Consider the following 15,152-nt stretch of genomic DNA (forward strand, 5'->3'; position numbering starts at 1 on the left):
GCATGCGTGATTAGACGTTCCAAAGGGGGGCACCGTGCCCGACGAGTACGACGATTACCGACGAAGGCTGTCCAACTACGAAAAGGGACTGTATTTCGAACTCGGTCGGGCGCGTGAACGAGGCGAAACGCCGGAGCGCGGCTGGGTTCAGCAATTCGCAATCAAGATCGACGATAAAACTCGAAGACTGGATTCAGCCCGCACGGAAGGCCGGGGAACCCGGGGGGTCGAGCGCAAGTCAGGGCGGATCAACGAGCTAGAGACGCTGAGGCAGTTAAGCATAGAACGAGTCGGACTGGAATCTGGCCAACTGGCCCATTCTCGATGGGAAACAGTGTCCGGCGAGAAAATCCCGCCCGCCGTAGCCGCCGAGTTACAGGCTATGGCCCGCGACCTCGGCGACAAGTTTCAGCACGTGGTCATTTCCCGCGCTGACGCACTCCGTGCAATGCAACTCGGGCGATCGCTGGTATCCCAGCAGTTGGAGCTGATCCGACCGTACGAGTTGAATCGAGCCGACCGGGCGCGGGAACGCTTGGCGAAGATCCGCGAAATTGTGCGGGCGCAAGCGCGATCCGAGAAATTCCGGAAGGTGCAGCAGTTCCGGGAAGCCGCCGCGCGTGGCCGGGCGGATGCCCCCCAGCGGGTCGAACGCGACCGACAGGCCCGAGCAGAGGCAGAGCGAGCCCGGCAAGCACGCCAGACGCCAGAGACCGAGCGGGCACGGATCGAACGAGAAGCCGCCGAACGAGTGGCGCAGGAATTCCCGATGCCCAGTCAGTATCAGCAACGCGAAACCGCCGACACCGCAGAACAAGTCGCCCGAGAATCAGCCGACGCCGCCAGCGTCGAGCGCGAAGCAGCCGATGCACGCGCAGCAGCAGCCGAGAAGGAACGCGAAGCGGCCTTGAAGGCGCTGGACGAGGCGAGAAACGCGGCGTTCAAGGAGCTGGACGAGAAAGGTCGTTTATCGGAGGTCGAACGACTTCTGTGGTTGGGGCAGGCGCATCACCCACAAGCGGCGGTGCGGCATCCACCCGGACAGGCACCCAGCGTTGAGCGTGGCGGCACCGGACACGGACAAGACCGCGCACGCGGAATAACTCGCGACCGATAACCATCACAGCCGATCGGCTCAAGTGCGGTCGGCCTCTTGGTCGGGATCGGGGTTCGGGTCGCACGCTGGGTTGTGCGGCAGCAGTGCCAGCCCTTCGCGTCCGCTCGTCCTAGGGTGCAAGGGAGCATTCGCGGGTGAGTGGGGTGCGGGATGTTCTCGAGATTCGTTGTAGCGCAGGGAGAGAAGTTGGCGCGTCCTACTGGGGGAGAAGAAAAAGAGAAAAGGGAAGTAGGAAACCTCCAACAGAATTTGCCGAATTTCCCTCTACAGAATCAAGAACGGCGCGGCTACGCCGCGCCGCGCCAGGCACCCCGTCCTCGCTCCGCTGCGGGCGGGGCGCTGCTGGCGCCCAACCAGGTGGGACACGAACCACCAATCCCAGTCCACCACACCCATCCTCACCTAACTAAGCGCTGCCGCGCCCCTCCGGGGCTTGCCATGTAACGGCGAATACTCTTTTCCGAGCACCTTAAATTCCGGGCTGTTGTGGAACAGCTGGCTCAAACCGAGATAGCTAAATCATGGTTTGGCGGGCGAGGATGTTGGTTCGAGCCGCTCAAGCGGTAGGCGCGGTGCACTTCGAAGAATTGCGATAAGTTGTCGTGAATTATGCGCGACCCGAGTTGGTTCAGGGCTACGTGTTTGACGAGATACGAACCTTCCTCCCTCAAAGTCGAGCATGCGAATTCCCTGCTTGAGTCGAGCGCCCGAGTATTGGCTGAGATCAAGCATGTAGGCTTCCGATCGATGTCCCGCTGAGTGTGGATCAGAAACGCCAGGATCAACGAGATGAATGAGGCGCACATCCATCAAATCAGTTAACAGGCTGTACCAAATGGGGTTGTCCTCCTTGTCTCGGAACCCAACAAGGAAATAGGTATATCCGGACTCTTCCAGGCAGAAACTTCGTACGATTTTGAGTGTCTCGATAGTCCTTGCAGCTGAGCCAGGATTGGATGCCATATCCTCTTCGAGTTCTTTTATCTTCGCGGCTGCGGCGTCGCCGGCAGCTTGATTCACTTCCTGAGCACCAACTTGCCGGGCTCCAACTCTTTGCTGAGCGCGTGTTATTGCGCTGGCAGCGAGCACCATGTAGTCACGTGGCACTGCGCCCGACGCAAGCACTAGGCGGTCCAATGCTTTTCTGCTAAACAGATGTAGCAGGGAGGAGATCCGTACCGCCTTAGCATATCCCGCGAGGACGTTTTCCAAGAATTGTCGTGCTTGCTGAGGGTCCTGGAGAGTTACGTCCAGGTCGATTACCTCGGCATCTTGGCCAGTTTGCATTCCGGTGGGAGGGGAACTGATCCACCATCGGGTCAAATGCTTAATTGAAGCAACCTTAAGCCAAAGCTTTATGTCGCGAGATATTCCGTGCAACATATCGAGAATGATGGGTTGCATATCTCGGGATACGTAGTAGAAATCGTCTAGGAATACATATATTGCAGTATTGGTGACCTCAAGGTAGCGGCTTAGGGCAGCCTGGACCTTTGGAATTAGGAGCACTACCTCTTGCTCGGAATTTTCGCTCTGATCTAACAGCTCGATTGTCTGCGAATGTACTCTAGAAATAGCAACAGCAGGCGCGCTCCGTGGCGGAAGTGCATCATGTCGCGCGGCTACGCTTGACAGGATGTTCTGAATGGTCCACAGCACAACCCTTTGCGGTGCCTCGCGCCGATAGGTCTGGATATTGATCCACGCGGTTATGGCACCGGAGGATTCGACGCGACGTCGCGCCTCCACTAATAAGGCTGTTTTACCCGAACCACGCCTGCCAAAGATCAGATGATGGCGTGCGGCGGTGACTGATGAGAGGCTCGCCCGTACGTCGGGGACGTATACAAGACTCGGTTCTGCTGCTGAAACGCGAGACCGAGCGCTCACCAGACTAACTAGTTCTGTCACTCGAAGGTCGGAGACGTTGTCAACCGCTGGAAGAAGCTTCAAAGATTCCGAGATCATACGCTGTTCAGCAGGCCGAATAATCAAGAAGACCTGAATATCGCCGGTCGACAGCTCCGATTCTAGTTTTGCTGTATGAAGGGCGACCGACGCGAGGTCCTCTTGCTGCACATACAGAACATAGTTTCGCTCGCCGGGGTAATCTCGGATCTGCACATCTACGATTCGGACACCGCTCTCGCGTTCCATTCTGGTACGAATCGATTCTTCCGGACTCAGGCTTTGCCCGTTGCTCACAGGAATCCACATCCTTTGCTAGCAAGATACGATCGACACGCAGAAACGAAGTCGTTCGCCACCGGATCCAATGATCGCACCACTCCCTGGAAATACTTATCATCTATGGGATAAGGATCGTAGTCGGCCTCGTTTCGGCGAAGCCGTGCGTCTTTTAGCTCGTTTGCGCGCAGCTCTTTGCTGGGGAAGTCCTTCGGAATTGACTTGAAAAGCTGGTTGTGAGCTTCGAAATCGTCGCCGCTATGTGCAAAGAATGATACGGCGCGCATTCCATGATACATTCCGTAGTAGTAGCGCCCAATAGTACTGCGCCAATCTCGTATTCTGGCACGCCGCATTGTGTTGGCCACATCTATGAACCGTTCACCGAGTCGTAGACGATCGGCCGTCGTTTTATGGATAATGTCTGTAATACTGAGCGCTAACGCCTTCTCTAGCGAAGCACCTTCCTTGAAGTAACCCAGCGTTTTGCTGTCAGCCTTCATGACGCGCCGCAGTCGGTCATCATGCGCTGGCGTCGTCATGTGTCTCCTTCGGGCTTTAGAGCATCTGCGGTGACCGCCGATCAGCGATCATCTCACGTCGCTGGTGTGCTGCGCTCCCGAGGATGCATGAGTGCCAGGGCTCATTAGGCTGTGCCCCTACGTGCTTGATGTCGAGACGACCAGCTGTGCACGTTCCGCAAGCGCGGTAGTGGGTGCAGTTGCGCTCTGCTGGAGCTGTGCCACGCTGCGCAGCCGTAGGGCGACTCAAAAGCGCTCGCGAACTTCTTTCTCGTTTTCCTGTTCAGATGTCCACGCCATGCGAAGATCGGCCTGTTGCGCGTAACGCATGTCGGGAGCTGGCGAAGGCGTAGTAGCGGCCGGACGCTGGTTAGTACTTCCTCCCTTTGGGATGGTCCAGCCTTGGGCGGGCCTCGGCGCAACGTGCCGCTACTGCTTCAGGCTCGCGTCAGGCTTGGCTGACGCTGGGAGTCGGAACGTGAGGCTTTGCCCACGCGGCCGATGACAACCCACCTCAAACCATCAGGCGACCGAGTGTCCGCCCGTTGAGTTGGTTCCTGGCCGCCGCAATGAGAGAGGCATGAGCATGGGCATGGGCAGCACACCGATGGATCATGAGGCCGCCGACCGCATCGCGGAAGCCGCGGAACGCGACCCGGACAGCCCCACCGCTACGAGCGGATTCCGTGACCGTGCAGAGGCAGCCGCCGACCGCAACGACGAGGACGACGACTGCTAGTAGTCGCGGTGACCGGGGTCGGAACCTTTCGACCCCGGTCACTCAAGATCGCCACCGATTTGCCACGGGATCTAACTGCTCGGCGTGTCGTAGTTTCGACACGCCGCTGTCGGTTGTGCTCCGACCCCCAACTTAGTCCCAACTAATTCCACGCCCGTCCTCGGCATCGAACGGATATTCGGTAGTCGACAGTCGTTGACAGTAGTTGTTTCTGCTGGTCACAGCGGTGCGGCTGGCATCGTTGACATTCGCCGGTCGTCCGTAGTAGCCGTGTCGACCCGTAATGAAAAGGTCGGGGGTTCGATTTCCCCAGGCGGCTCCAAGAAAGCCCGGTGGACGGTTGTTTCCGCGCTAACTGTCTTCAGTCTCCATGCCTCCATGCCTCGCCCGGACGGCCCTGTAGCGGCGGTGGCGGCGCACGCAGGTTTGCGACTGCTTCCGCCGCGATGCCTACCGCAACCCCGAGGTTGCCGCACGACACCGTGTAACTGGAAGCGATACCGGCCGACCCCGACTTATAGAAAGTCCGCGGGTCAGGGTGCGTCCAACACGCTTGCCGGAACCCCGTAGGGGAGAAACCGCACTCGACGGCGATTATCGGTGTTGTCGCGATGTGCGCGTAAGGCCTCGAGTTCGCTCGGGAAGACCTGGTCGATCCTGGCCTCGCCGGTGTCGTCGATGCTGTAGATCGCCCATACCCCGCTGCCCGTCTCGCCGGTGATCTCGCCCTCGGGTTCCGGTGGACGTGGCCGTTCCGGCTGGACGAACTGACCGAACAGCGACGCCAGCGAACCGAGACTCGCGTGGTCGACGCGATCGAGGTATACGCCGGCTTTCCCGAGCAGGTCGCGGAGTTCGGTTCCCGCCCCACGCAGTGCGCGTTCGAAATCTTCCGGATCGATGCCGAAAGGTCCGTTGGTTGGCATCATGTGCTCCTGGGGACGAGGTGGGCGCTACGACCTCAGTGTCCTCGCGAAACGCCGACTTCGCCACGCCGGCCGCATCTGTCCTCGACAGCTGAGCGGCGGTGACGAAAGTGTTGCCACGTGGTTCGGAGCGGCTTGCCCGAATCGCGGGGACCTCGATCACCTATCGAGTGACCTGCATCACAACGTGTCAGGATGTGCGCACCGGCGGTGTCTTGTTCCCGAGCCTCTCGGAGCGAAGGAGACACCATGAGCAAGAACATCCATGTGGTCGTGATCGGCGGCGGATATGCCGGCGTGATGGCGGCGAACCGTCTCACGCAGCGTGACGACATCGCGGTGACCGTGATCAATCCCCGCCCGCTCTTCGTCCCGCGGCTGCGTCTGCACCAACTGGTGGGCGGAACTCACGATGCGGTCGTCGACTATGCCGAAGTCCTCGCCGAGGGCGTACGGCTGGTCGTCGACAGCGTGACCGGAATCGACGCGGCCGGGCGCCGGGTGACGATGGCGGAGGGCGACGAGATCCGCTACGACTACCTGATCTACGCGGTGGGCAGCGGCAGTGTGGGCCCACGGGTGCCGGGCGCGGCCGAGTTCGCCTACCCGGTCGCCACTCTGGAGGCGGCGCAGCGGTTGCGGTCGGTGCTCTTCGACACGCCCATGGCGGCTGCGGTGACGGTCGTGGGGGGCGGTCCGACCGGCATCGAGACCGCCGCCGAGCTGGCAGAGCGGGGGCGCGACGTCACGTTGGTCAGCGGCGGGACCCTCGGCCCGTATCTGCATCCGAAGGCTCGGCGCACAGCCCGTAAGTATCTCGCCAAGCTGGGGGTCAGCGTGCTGGAAGGCCCGGACTCGGCAGTCGCCGCGGTGACGCGGGAGGCCGTGGAACTCGCCGACGGCCGCACGTTGGCGAGCCGGGTCACCATCTGGACCGCGGGCTTCGGCGTTCCGGATCTGGCCGCCCGCAGCGGGCTGAGCACCGATAGCGCCGGGCGTCTGCTCACCGACGAGACCCTGACCAGCGTCGACGACGAGCGCATCGTCGCGGCGGGCGATTCGGCGGCACCGTCGGACCTGCCGTTCCGGATGAGCGCCTACGCCGCGGGTTGCCTCGGCGCCCATGCCGCGGACACCGTGCTGCACCGCATCGCGGGTGACCGGCCTGCGCCGATCGACCTGTCGTTCCCCGCCATGTGCATCAGCTTCGGCCGCGGCGCCGGGATCTTCCAGCTGGCCCACAAGGACGACACCGCGCTGCGGCTCTATTTCAGCGGCCCGGTGGGCAAGAAGCTCAAGGAGTTCTCCTGCGCCTCCAGCGTCGAACATCTGGTGAACGAGGCGCGTAAGCCCGGGTCGCACTCCTGGTTCAAGGACGGCAAGCACAGGCCGGCTCTGCTGGAGGCCCGGCGTAGCGTCACCGCGTCACCGGTCGCCTAGCCGATCCCGCCGGTGACTTCGACTGCACGATGTGCGGCAGCGCCCCTGGTCGCGGGCGCTGTCGCACGCGGCAGCGACAACCGGCGTCGCACGGCCCCCGACGGACGGAAGAAGAGGACGTGATGGACACAGCAAATGAATCCGGCGAGTCGCGGCGGGCCGACGGTGCGGGAGCGGGTCGCGACCACGCCACGGTGAAGGCGACGGAAATGTTCGTCGCCCACCGCAACCTGCTCTTCACCGTCGCCTACGAGATGCTCGGATCGGCGGCCGACGCCGACGACGTCCTCCAGGAGACGTGGTTGCGTTGGGTGGCGGTCGACGCGGCGCACGTCGATGACGCCCGTGCCTATCTGGTCCGGATCACCACCCGTCAGGCGCTCAACCGGCTGCGGTCGATGAAACGCCGCAGGGAGGCTTACGTGGGTTCCTGGTTGCCCGAGCCACTGCTCACCACGCCGGATGTGGCCGCCGATGTCGAACTCGCCGAGAGCGTCTCGATGGCGCTGATGCTCGTGCTGGAGACGTTGACCCCGACCGAACGCGCGGTGTTCGTGCTGCGCGAAGCGTTCGGGATGGGCTACGACGAAATCGCGGCTGCGGTCGACAAGACTCCCGCCGCCGTCCACCAGCTCGCCCACCGCGCCCGCCGCCACGTCGAAGCCCGCCGTCCGCGCCGCTCGGTCACCGCGCGAGAGGCCGAAGCGGCCGCCGCCGCGTTCCGGCGCGCGCTCGAGACCAGAGACCTGCGCGGCCTGCTGGACGTACTGGCCCCCGACGTCGTGGCGATCAGCGACGGAGGCGGTATCAAGCAGGCCACACCGCGTCCGGTCATCGGTGCGGCGAAGGTGGCCCGGTTCATCGTCGGCGGGCTCACCAGGAACGACGTCGCGCTCACCGTCGAGGCGACCACGGTCAACGGCAGTCCCGCATTGGCGCTGTACGTGGATGGAGAACTCGACGGTGTCATCGCGATGCGCGTCGAGGACACCCGTATCGCCGGCCTCTATTACGTCCGCAACCCGCAGAAACTGACCCGCGTCGATTCCGAGATCCCACTCACTCTGCGCTGAACACCGGTTACGGCGCGTCCGCGCACCGACTGGGCCTCGCCTACCCGCGTCTCGGTTGCGGGTGCCTCCGGCAGGCTCATCCTGCCTGCGGCACGGCGGGCAGGTCGTCGAGGGTGCCGAGGAGTGGGGTCAGTCGCTGGAGTTCTTCCAGATGTGTGGCGCTGAGCATGGCCAGGATTTCCTTGCCCGCCTCGGTGAGGGTGAGGTGGACGACGCGGCGGTCGTTGCCCTGCCCTCGCTTGCGGGCGACGAGGCCGAGTTGCTCGGTGCGATCGATCAGTTGCACCACGCTGTGGTGGCGGGTGGACAAGTAGCCCGCGATCTCTCCGATGGTCGGCCCATCCGGGGCGGAATGCCCCCGGATCGCCAGCAGCAGTTGGTGCTGCGTATCGGTGAGCCCCACTTCGGCCGCCCGGCGCTCACTCCACCGCAGGAGCCGGCGAAGCCCGGCCCGGAACGCCAGCAGCCGCGAGTATTCCTGATCGCTGAGGTGCTGAGACTCGGGCGAGACCGGCGATGGCATCGACGCATCCATCATGGAGTGATATTATCACAGAGTGATATATCAGTGAGCGGCGATCAGGACCGGCCGCGTTGCGGGACCGATCGCGGCCGCCCGGCTCGGGAGAGCTTCGATTCGCCACTACGTCTGAAGGGTGGTGGAGAGTATGAGTAGTGAAACCATGATGAGTCGGCATCCCGACATCGTGGAGTTGCGGGAGAAGTACGAGCGCGCCTCCGAGGCGCCCGACGCCCAAGCGGTCACCGGCCTGATGTTCCTGACCGGGCTCTACATCGCGATCTCCCCGTGGGTCGTTGGGTTCAACGGGTTCTCGACGTTGACCGTCAACAACCTCGTCGTCGGCATCGCCCTGGCGATGCTGGCCTTCGGATTCGCCTCGGTTTACGGCCGGACCCATGGCATCGTCTGGGCCGCGCCACTGCTCGGCCTCTGGACGATCCTGTCTCCCTGGGTGGTCAGCGGCAACGTCGACACCACGTCGACGATCTGGAACAACGTGGTCGCCGGCGCGATCGCTGTGCTGCTCGGCCTGGGCTCGATGTTCCTCGGGATGAGCCGGACCGGCCGCCTCACCGGAGAGGCGCCCGCCGCGAACGCGACTCGAACGCAGCGACCGTCCGGGCTTCCGCCGGAAACTTCCGCGCGGTGAGAACGCAGTTCATCCCGGCTGAATCGGCACGGCTTTTTCAACGCGCAAACCCCTGCAAATCGAAGCCGTCCGAGGATGCGTTCTTCGCACACTGAGAGGTGTTGGGTCTGGGGTGGCCGCGGGCGCTGGCTACCCCAGACCTGACCTCTACGGTTAGCGCGTGCCGGGCAGAACGACCGGAGGCGGGCGTTCGCGCGAGTTTTCTGCGAAGGTGTCTATGTGGAGGTGCTGAGCAGGAACCATGTGACCGTCAGCGGCAAGACCGGCGCCCCGGTGGTCGTGCTCGCCCACGGCTTCGGTTGCGACCAGCACATGTGGCGGCTGGTCGTCCCGGTTCTGGAGCGGGATTTCACCGTCGTACTGTTCGATCACGTGGGTGCGGGCCGCTCGGATCTGTCGGCCTGGAGCCCGCAGCGTTATTCCAGCATGGACGGGTACGTCGAGGATGTGCTCGCGCTGCTTCGCGAACTCGATCTGGGGCCGGTGATCTTCGTCGGGCACTCGGTGAGTGCGACGATGGGAGTGCTCGCCGCCGCCCGCGAGCCTGCGGCGTTCGCCGGACTGGTGCTGGTGGCTCCTTCGCCGTGCTTCCTCGATGATCCGGCCACCGGATACCGGGGCGGCTTCGCTGCCGCCGACATCGAGGAACTCCTGGAGGCGCTCGATGCGAACTATCTGGGTTGGTCGGGTGCGATGGCGCCGGTGATCATGGGCAACCTCGATCGGCCGGAGCTCGCCGAGGAACTCACCAACAGTTTCTGCCGGACCGACCCGGAAATCGCCCGTGTCTTCGCCCGCGTCACGTTCCTCGCCGACAACCGCGCCGATCTCGAGGCGGTGGAGGTACCCACTCTGATCCTGCAATGCTCCGATGACGCTATCGCCCCACTCGAGGTCGGGGCCTTCGTCCACGAGCGGATTCGGGGCAGCAGACTGATCACGCTGACGGCAACCGGCCACTGCCCCCAGCTCAGTGCTCCGGCGGAGACCGCCGACGCCATAGCCGCCTTCGCCGCCGAGACCGGATGACGAGCGCCGCGGGCGACCGAGACCGTGGTTCTGCTCTCGGAGCGGGGACCGATGACGACGCGACGTTCGCCGCGTTGCTCGAGGACAGCGCCGAGGACCTGTACGAGAACGCGCCCTGCGGATACCTGTCCACCTCGCTGGACGGTCGCATCGCCAAGGTGAATGCCACGCTGCTCGACTGGCTTGGCTGGCGGCGAGACGAACTGGTCGGCCGGAAGCACTTCTCCGACCTGCTCACCGTGGGGGGCCGCCTCTATCACGAGACCCATTTCGCTCCCCTGCTACGCATGCAGGGGAAGATCCGCGGGATCGCCCTGGAGATGAAGACCACCGACGGCCGCCGACTACCCGTGCTGGTCAGCTCGCAGGTCAAGACCGGCAGCCAGGGACAACCGCTGCTGATTCGCACCACCGTCTTCGATGCCAGCGAGCGCCGCGCCTACGAGACCGAGCTGCTACGGGCACGCCGCGAAGCCGAGCAGGAGCGCGAACGCCTCCAGCGTCTGAACGGCACTTTGCAGACCACACTGCTACCACCCGAACTACCCGATGTTCCCGGCCTCGAGGTCGCCGCGTACTACCACATCGCCTCCGCCGACGAGGTCGGCGGCGACTTCTACGATCTGTTCCCGATCGCCGGCGGCAGCTGGGGAATGTTCCTGGGCGATGTCTGCGGCAAAGGCGCTCCTGCCGCGGCCCTCACTTCCCAGGCCCGCTACACGCTGCGCACCGCCACCGCCTACACCCGCGATCCGGCCGCCGTGCTCGACATGCTCAACACCACCCTCACCGAGCGGTCCCACGGCCACAACCCACGGTTCTGCACGATCATCTTCGGCCTGATCGAACCCACTCCCCAGCGCGGCGGTTGCGACATCACCCTGGCCGGTGGCGGGCACCCGCCGGCCCTGCTCTTGCGCGCCGACGGGGCCGTGGAGGAAATGCATACCTGGGGCGGTCAGCTCATCGGGGCGATCCGAAACGCCCAGATCGTCACCAGGAAACTCCGGCTCGAGGTCGGCGACACCCTGATTCTCTACACCGACGGGCTCACCGAAGCCCGCACGACGGCGGACGGCGGTCGCTACGGCGACCGCGCGCTCATCGAATTCGCTCGCGCGCTGGCGCCGGTCACGGCCTCCGGCGGCGTCGAGGCCATCCGAGAACTGCTCGCCTCCTTCGGATCCGGAGTGGAGGACGATACCGCCGTCCTCGCCATCCACGCGCTACCTCCGTCGCGGGGCGCCACGCCCTGATCCCGGCCGGGTTCGAAAGCTGCGCCCCGCCGTGAGCGGATCCGTTCGACCGCGCCCCGAACCGCGACCTGCTGAAACGCCGCTTCGCTGAGCGGGGAATATCTCACAACTTTAATGAGCCGTCGAATAGTGGCACAATTCACAACGAACCAATATTCATGTAACCCTGGCGTAACCAGGTTCCGCTCGGGGCGATGAGGAGCGACGCCGGTGCAGATGCCGAGGACCAGATCGAGGCTTACGTCCCTCGGGGAACCATCGTTGCCCGGCATCGATGCGGTCCTATCCTGCCGATCCTCACGCGGCCCCGTGGGCGAACCGGCTCCTTCTGCAATCGAGGTGATCATCAAGTGTTGGAAAACCGAACCGAGGTAATCCGAAGTCTGGTTCCCGCCCGGATGGACCGGCTTCCGTGGACCGGGTTCCATTGGCTCATCGTCGTGGGGCTCGGCGTCTCCTGGATCTTGGACGGAATCGAGATCCAGATCGTCAGCAGCATGGGCGGCCCGCTACAGGACGCCGACGCACTGCATCTCACGTCCGGTCAGGTCGGCGCGATGGCTTCGTGGTATCTGGCCGGCCAGGTCGTCGGCGCACTCGTCTTCGGCCGGCTCACCGACCGGCTCGGCCGCAAGAAACTTTTCATCCTGACCCTGGCGATCTATCTGATCGGCAGCGGATTGGCCGGTTTCTCCTGGAATGCGTGGTCGCTGTATTTCTTCCGCTTCATCGCGGGCACCGGAATCGGTGGAGAATACACGGCGATCAATTCGGCGATCGACGAGATCATGCCGTCGAAGTATCGGGGCCGGGTCGACATCGCGATCAACGGCACCTATTGGGGCGGTGCGGCTTTGGGAGCGGCAGCCAGCCTGGTCCTGTTCAACGAACGTTTCGTTCCGACCGATTGGGGATGGCGGCTCGGATTCTTCATCGGACCCGTCCTCGGGCTCGTCATCATCTTCCTGCGCAGGCACATCCCCGAGAGCCCCCGCTGGCTGCTCACCCACGGGCGGGCCGAGGAAGCCGAGCGGACCGTCGACGAGATCGAAGCGCAGGTTCGGAGCAGGGGAGTCGAACTTCCTCCGGTCGACGAGAGCAAAGCCTTGGATATCGTGGACACGGAGCGGCTGTCCTATCTACAGATGGGTCGGATCTTCTTCGGACGGTATCCTTCCCGTTCCTTCCTCGGATTCACGATGATGGCCACGCAAGCATTTCTGTACAACGCGATCTTCTTCACCGTCGGCTTGGTTCTGATCAATTTCTACAACGTGCCCGCGCATCACACGGGATATTATTTCTTCCCCTTTGCGATCGGCAATCTGATCGGCCCATTGGTGCTCGGCCCGCTCTTCGACAGTATCGGTCGCCGGAAGATGATCTGCGCGACGTACTCGATATCCGGTTTCCTGCTTTTCATCTCGGCCTGGGCATTCAACGCGGGCATGCTCGACGCCACCACGCAGACGATTTTCTGGTGCGTCATCTTCTTCTTCGCCTCGGCGGGCGCTTCCTCCGCCTATCTCACGGTCAGCGAGATCTTTCCGCTGGAACTGCGTGGTCAAGCCATCTCGTTCTTCTTCGCCATCGCGCAGGGCGCCGGTGGGGTTGTCGCACCGTTCCTGTTCGGGCACCTGGTCGGCGGCGCCGACAACCCGAGCCCCGACCGGTTCCCGCTCACGGTGGGGTACCTCATCGGCGCCGGGTTCATGATCGTCGGCGGCTTGGTCGCCTGGTTCTTCGGAGTGAACGCCGAAGGGCAGTCCCTGGAGGACATCGCGGATCCGCTGTCCGTGGCGAAACCCTCAACTCCAGTTGCCATAAGTAGCGAGCCGGTGTCTGACGGCGCGTCGGGTATCGATTCGACGAACAGGGATTAGCGAGATGGTGCAGCCGACTCCGTGGCGTACGAGCAAGGATCGACAGGCAGCCGCACCGCGCCGGTCAGCGGGCAGGGCCCGAAAACGCAGAGTCGACGTCGGGAAACTACGTGCGCGGGTCCGGCCACTCGTCATCTTGCTCCGGGACAACGCGGGCTTCCTATGTGCCGCGGCGGGGAGTTTGATCACCTTCACGCTGTTGTTCAAGCCGTGGCTCGCCACCGGCGGGCCCGACGGCACGATCTGGAGCAACGCCTTCGGTCAAACCCACATCACCACCACGCTCGTCGGTCTGTGGTCGAAGAGTCCGCCGGCTCACACCAACCTCAGCGGAAAGTGGGCCATTCTCGCCACCATCGCGATTTTCCTCACCGTCATCGCCGCGGTGATCAATCTCTGGGCCCGCACCGAAGCGCTCGCTCGCTTGACGACCGTTTCCGCGGTGGCGGTGGCGCTCTTCGTCGCCTTCACGCTGGTCTATCTGAATGGAAAGGGGCCGGAGCTGCGCAACATGATCGGGTCCGGGCCTCCCACCGACCTGGGAACTCAGGTCGGCTACGTGATCCGGTGGGCCTCGGGCAACGGCCAGTACCCCCTGCCGGGACTGCGAAAGGTGGAGTTCTCCACCGCGAAACTCACCGGTACGGCGTTGCTGGCCGGCGCGACGGCGATGTTCTCGGCCGTGGTGGCTATCGCGCAATGGGTACGGAGCATGAAGTCACGCCGTCGCTCCGGCTGAGTCCCGCGCTCGGCTCGAGCGCGGGACTCTCATCGGTGTCAGGAGGCCCAAGGGCCGATGCCGCCGACCTTCTCGATGCGGATCCGGGTGAGGTAACCGGGCGGGGCGTCCGCGGGAGGGAACTCGGCATTCGGACTGGCCAGAGTCTTGGCGAGTTCTCGGAGCAGTTCCGGTGCGCCGCCCTCCACCACGCGTGCGGTGCCGGTGATGGACAGATACGGGCGCATCACCTCACCCCGTTCCGGGGACAGGATGGTCACCGCGACGCGCGGATCGCGGCGGACGTTCCGGATCTTCTGGTAGACGCCGAGGTGCGCGGTGACGAGTTCGTCGCCGTCCGGTGTCGATTGCAGAGCCACCCAGACGACCGAGACCTGTGGGCTGCCGTCCGGGTTGATCGTGACCAGTGTCGCGTCGGCACCGGGTCCGATCAGTGCCCGGGCTTCGTCGTCGAGTGTCATGTGTTGTTCTACCGCTCGGCCGACGCTTTCATTCCCGCCCCGGCACCCGACGAGATCGCGCTCGGAGCAAGCGGATCGGATGGATCCTCCACTGATCGAGAGCCCGCGCCGGTCGTGCCGGGGCGGAGAGCCCGGACTACGTGACTACGAAGACTCCCTTGCCCGGGACGTGCGGAGAGTCGGTCGCGATCAGGACTTCCACTCGGCCGAGGCCTGCGGGAATGCCGACCGGTATCCACGAGCCGGCGACGTTCTCCTCGGCCGGGGTCCGGTCGTCGAGCCATATGGGGGGAAGGGTTCCGAAGACGCCGGTATCGGAGTTCCGCCACGAAACGGTGACCGTTACGCCGCAGGAGCCGCCGGGTCGATCGGGTGCGAAGACGAACTCCGGGTGGATCCAGAGCGTCGGAACACCGGAGTAATTGCGGTCGGGGTCGTAGAAGGCGGCGATCATGCCGATGCCGGCACCATCGCCGCCACAGAGCGTTCGGGCAGGGGGGACGCCTAGGGGAAGCGCGGTGGCCGCGGGGGCGGTCGCACCGAGTGCGCCGATTGCCAGAGCCAGGACCGCCACGCCACGCCGGACACTCACCGATGCTCCCTTCGTCG

Annotated in this window: 15 protein-coding genes; 9 read left to right on the forward strand and 6 right to left on the reverse strand. The window is 63.9% G+C overall.

The annotated features are described in order from the left end of the window. The first annotated feature begins 34 nt into the window (after nucleotides 1-34). Nucleotides 35-1,117, forward strand: a complete 1,083-nt coding sequence (locus NG1_RS36930) for a hypothetical protein (protein WP_157114214.1) — start codon at nucleotides 35-37, stop codon at nucleotides 1,115-1,117. Nucleotides 1,118-1,636: 519 nt separating this feature from the next. Here the strand turns inward: NG1_RS36930 and NG1_RS36935 are convergent. Beyond that, complete coding sequence (locus NG1_RS36935; RefSeq protein ID WP_157114215.1) at nucleotides 1,637-3,322, reverse strand: ATP-binding protein; 1,686 nt, start codon at nucleotides 3,320-3,322, stop codon at nucleotides 1,637-1,639. Next, nucleotides 3,319-3,846 carry a hypothetical protein gene (locus NG1_RS36940; protein ID WP_157114216.1) on the reverse strand — a complete coding sequence of 176 codons (528 nt, stop codon included), beginning with the start codon at nucleotides 3,844-3,846 and terminating at the stop codon, nucleotides 3,319-3,321. The genes NG1_RS36935 and NG1_RS36940 overlap by 4 nt, the downstream gene beginning before the upstream one ends. Nucleotides 3,847-4,405: 559 nt before the next feature. Here NG1_RS36940 and NG1_RS36945 point away from each other — a divergent pair. Then, on the forward strand, nucleotides 4,406-4,564 hold the full coding sequence (locus NG1_RS36945; RefSeq protein WP_157114217.1) for a hypothetical protein: 159 nt from the start codon (nucleotides 4,406-4,408) through the stop codon (nucleotides 4,562-4,564). A gap of 533 nt (nucleotides 4,565-5,097) precedes the next feature. Here NG1_RS36945 and NG1_RS24805 read toward each other — a convergent pair. Continuing rightward, complete coding sequence (locus NG1_RS24805; protein ID WP_062974740.1) at nucleotides 5,098-5,490, reverse strand: Rv0313 family protein; 393 nt, start codon at nucleotides 5,488-5,490, stop codon at nucleotides 5,098-5,100. Between the two features lie 249 nt (nucleotides 5,491-5,739). On the opposite strand from NG1_RS24805, the gene NG1_RS24810 reads away from it, so the two are divergent. After that, complete coding sequence (locus tag NG1_RS24810; RefSeq protein WP_062974645.1) at nucleotides 5,740-6,930, forward strand: NAD(P)/FAD-dependent oxidoreductase; 1,191 nt, start codon at nucleotides 5,740-5,742, stop codon at nucleotides 6,928-6,930. 122 nt (nucleotides 6,931-7,052) lie between these two features. Continuing rightward, on the forward strand, nucleotides 7,053-8,003 hold the full coding sequence (locus NG1_RS24815) for an RNA polymerase sigma-70 factor (protein ID WP_062974647.1): 951 nt from the start codon (nucleotides 7,053-7,055) through the stop codon (nucleotides 8,001-8,003). 76 nt (nucleotides 8,004-8,079) lie between these two features. On the opposite strand, the gene NG1_RS24820 is transcribed toward NG1_RS24815, so the two are convergent. Further along, on the reverse strand, nucleotides 8,080-8,541 hold the full coding sequence (locus tag NG1_RS24820; protein WP_245660036.1) for a MarR family winged helix-turn-helix transcriptional regulator: 462 nt from the start codon (nucleotides 8,539-8,541) through the stop codon (nucleotides 8,080-8,082). 130 nt (nucleotides 8,542-8,671) lie between these two features. Between NG1_RS24820 and NG1_RS24825 the strand changes: the two genes are divergently transcribed. The 5 genes from NG1_RS24825 to NG1_RS24845 all read left to right on the forward strand — a co-directional run bounded on the left by NG1_RS24825 (nucleotide 8,672) and on the right by NG1_RS24845 (nucleotide 14,082). Then, nucleotides 8,672-9,175, forward strand: coding sequence for an SPW repeat protein (locus NG1_RS24825; protein ID WP_062974649.1), 504 nt, complete (start codon nucleotides 8,672-8,674; stop codon nucleotides 9,173-9,175). A gap of 219 nt (nucleotides 9,176-9,394) precedes the next feature. Next, nucleotides 9,395-10,204: an alpha/beta fold hydrolase gene (locus NG1_RS24830; protein ID WP_062974651.1), complete on the forward strand. Its 810-nt coding sequence runs from the start codon at nucleotides 9,395-9,397 to the stop codon at nucleotides 10,202-10,204. After that, nucleotides 10,201-11,460, forward strand: coding sequence for a PP2C family protein-serine/threonine phosphatase (locus tag NG1_RS24835; RefSeq protein ID WP_062974653.1), 1,260 nt, complete (start codon nucleotides 10,201-10,203; stop codon nucleotides 11,458-11,460). The genes NG1_RS24830 and NG1_RS24835 overlap by 4 nt, the downstream gene beginning before the upstream one ends. 350 nt (nucleotides 11,461-11,810) lie before the next feature. Then, the gene (locus NG1_RS24840; RefSeq protein WP_245660037.1) at nucleotides 11,811-13,343 is read left to right on the forward strand and encodes an MFS transporter; all 1,533 of its coding nucleotides are present in this window, start codon (nucleotides 11,811-11,813) and stop codon (nucleotides 13,341-13,343) included. A 136-nt stretch (nucleotides 13,344-13,479) separates the two neighbouring features. Further along, nucleotides 13,480-14,082, forward strand: a complete 603-nt coding sequence (locus NG1_RS24845; protein WP_157114218.1) for a hypothetical protein — start codon at nucleotides 13,480-13,482, stop codon at nucleotides 14,080-14,082. Between the two features lie 38 nt (nucleotides 14,083-14,120). Here the strand turns inward: NG1_RS24845 and NG1_RS24850 are convergent, their stop codons facing one another. Continuing rightward, on the reverse strand, nucleotides 14,121-14,543 hold the full coding sequence (locus tag NG1_RS24850) for a PPOX class F420-dependent oxidoreductase (RefSeq protein WP_062974659.1): 423 nt from the start codon (nucleotides 14,541-14,543) through the stop codon (nucleotides 14,121-14,123). 136 nt (nucleotides 14,544-14,679) lie between these two features. Then, on the reverse strand, nucleotides 14,680-15,117 hold the full coding sequence (locus tag NG1_RS24855) for a hypothetical protein (RefSeq protein WP_062974661.1): 438 nt from the start codon (nucleotides 15,115-15,117) through the stop codon (nucleotides 14,680-14,682). Between the last annotated feature and the right edge of the window lie 35 nt (nucleotides 15,118-15,152).

It is taken from the genome of Nocardia gamkensis NBRC 108242 (assembly GCF_001612985.1).
Lineage (GTDB): Bacteria > Actinomycetota > Actinomycetes > Mycobacteriales > Mycobacteriaceae > Nocardia > Nocardia gamkensis.